The organism is Geminicoccus flavidas (assembly GCF_009806515.1).
Lineage (GTDB): Bacteria > Pseudomonadota > Alphaproteobacteria > Geminicoccales > Geminicoccaceae > Geminicoccus > Geminicoccus flavidus.
Genome location: NZ_WUJP01000790.1, coordinates 1 through 1,947, shown reverse-complemented (window position 1 = coordinate 1,947; position 1,947 = coordinate 1). Strand labels below are relative to the sequence as shown.

The following is a 1,947-nucleotide window of genomic DNA, read 5'->3' as shown; positions in this document are numbered from 1 at the left end:
CAGGTGATGGTTCAGCGCGTCGCGCATCCTGCCGGGGTCTACGGTCCGCGCCAGGTCCAAATGCACGGCCTGGCCGCTGGCATGGACTCCGGCATCGGTGCGCCCGGCGGCCACCAGATCCGGGCTTTCGCCGCAGAACCGCTGGATCGCCAGGGCCAGTGCTGCCTGCACGGATGGGCCGTTATCCTGGCGCTGCCAGCCGACGAATGGCCGGCCGTCATATTCCAGGACCAGGGCGTAGCGCGGCATCAGGCCGGGTCGAAGCGGGTGCCGGCCGGCACGGGCCAGCCGCGCAGCAGCTCGGGCGCCGGCAGCGCCCGGCGGCCCGGCCGCTGCACGACGTCCAGGCGCAGCAGGCCCTCCCCGCAGGCCACCACCAGGGGGTCGGCCACCACTGTGCCCGGCGGAACCGCTTCTCCCGCCGGCCCGTCCAGGGGCGTCGCCTGCCGCACCGCGATCCGCTCACCGTTCAGGACGGCAAACGTTCCGGGCCGCGGCTCCAGGGCGCGCACCTGGCGATGGAGCTCCAGGGCGGAGCGGCAAAAGTCGAGCCTCCCCTCGTCGCGCTCCAGCTTGGCCGCATAGGTCACGCCCTCGTCCGGCTGCGGGACAGGGATCAGGCTGCCCTGAGCGATGCCGTCCAGGGTCGGCAGCAGCAGGTCGGCCGCCAGCACGGCCAGCGCATCGTGCAGCTCCGGCGCGGTGGTGTCCGGCCCAATCTGCACTTCTGCAGACGCATAGACCGGCCCTGTGTCGAGGCCCCGCTCCATGCGGAACAGGCAGACCCCGGTCACCTCGTCGCCCGCCAGGATCGCCCGCTCGATCGGTGCTGCACCCCGCCAGCGCGGCAGGAGCGAGGCGTGGAGGTTGACGCAGCCGAGCCGCGGCGCGTCGAGCACGGTTGGCGGGAGGATCAGGCCATAGGCGGCGGTCACCACCACATCCGGGGCCAGTGCCGCCAGGCCCTCCACCGCTCCCGGCTCCCGGAAGCTCGCCGGCGTCGCCACCGGAATGCCCAGCTCCAGGGCCCGATCATGCACCTCGGTGCGCCGCTCGCGCTGGCCGCGCCCACGCGCCGCCGGCGGCCTCGTATAGACCGCCACCACCTCGTGGCCGGGTGAGGCCAGCAGGCGCTCCAGGCTCGGCAGGAGGAAGCTGGTTGAGCCCATCGCCACGACACGCAAGGGTGTGGCCGGTGCGTCCGCCGCCCGCTCAGCTGGCACGCTGCCGCCGCTGCTTGTCGAGCTTCTTCAGGAGCATCTCGCGCTTGAGCCGGCTCAGATGGTCGGTGAACAGCACCCCGTCCAGATGGTCGATCTCGTGCTGCAGGCAGCGTGCCAGCAGCCCGTCGGCATCGATCTCCCGCTCCTGGCCATGCTCGTCCAGATAGCGGACGCGGACCCGTTCCGGCCGCTTCACCGGCGCATACTGGTTGGGCAGGCTGAGGCAGCCTTCCTCCGCCTCCACCGCCTCGCCGCCGGTTTCGACCACTTCCGGATTGATCAGCCGGAGCGGCCGGCGCTCCTCCTCCTTGGGGCTCACGTCCAGCACCACGATCCGCCGGCCGATGCCGACCTGGGGTGCCGCCAGCCCGATGCCCGGTGCCGCGTACATCGTCTCCAGCATGTCCTCGAGCAGGGCAGTCACCTCCGAATCAATGCCTTGGACCGGGGCCGCCTTCTGGCGCAGGCGCGGATCGGGGACTTCCAGGATGGGCAGCAAGGCCATGCAGGATCGCTCGGATGAGGGGGGAGGTGACCGGCAGGTCAGGTAGGCAGTGGCGCTGCATTGGTCAACCGAGCGGGGCAGCCCGCCGGCACGGGCGATCCCTGCGGCCACGCCCGATGGCTCCGGCGCGGCTGGCCGTCCTGCCCGGCTGCGCTATGTCGACCAGGACAAGTTTGGCCCGAACCTCGGAGATCTGATGACCTGGCTGTACATCCCCGT

The 1,947-nt window shown here is 71.8% G+C and carries 2 protein-coding genes and 1 pseudogene; all 3 read right to left on the bottom strand.

Annotated elements, in window-relative coordinates; all coding sequences use genetic code 11:
- Positions 1-249 (bottom strand): annotated as a pseudogene (locus EQG76_RS22650) (tRNA pseudouridine(38-40) synthase TruA); the annotation flags it as partial.
- The gene (gene fmt, locus EQG76_RS22645) at positions 249-1,223 is read right to left on the bottom strand and encodes a methionyl-tRNA formyltransferase (protein WP_235031516.1); all 975 of its coding nucleotides are present in this window, start codon (positions 1,221-1,223) and stop codon (positions 249-251) included. The gene fmt and the pseudogene EQG76_RS22650, both read right to left, overlap by 1 nt.
- A complete protein-coding gene (gene def, locus EQG76_RS22640) occupies positions 1,213-1,728 on the bottom strand; it encodes a peptide deformylase (RefSeq protein ID WP_159716573.1) in 516 nt (171 codons plus the stop codon). Before def ends, fmt begins: the two co-directional genes overlap by 11 nt.
- Between the last annotated feature and the right edge of the window lie 219 nt (positions 1,729-1,947).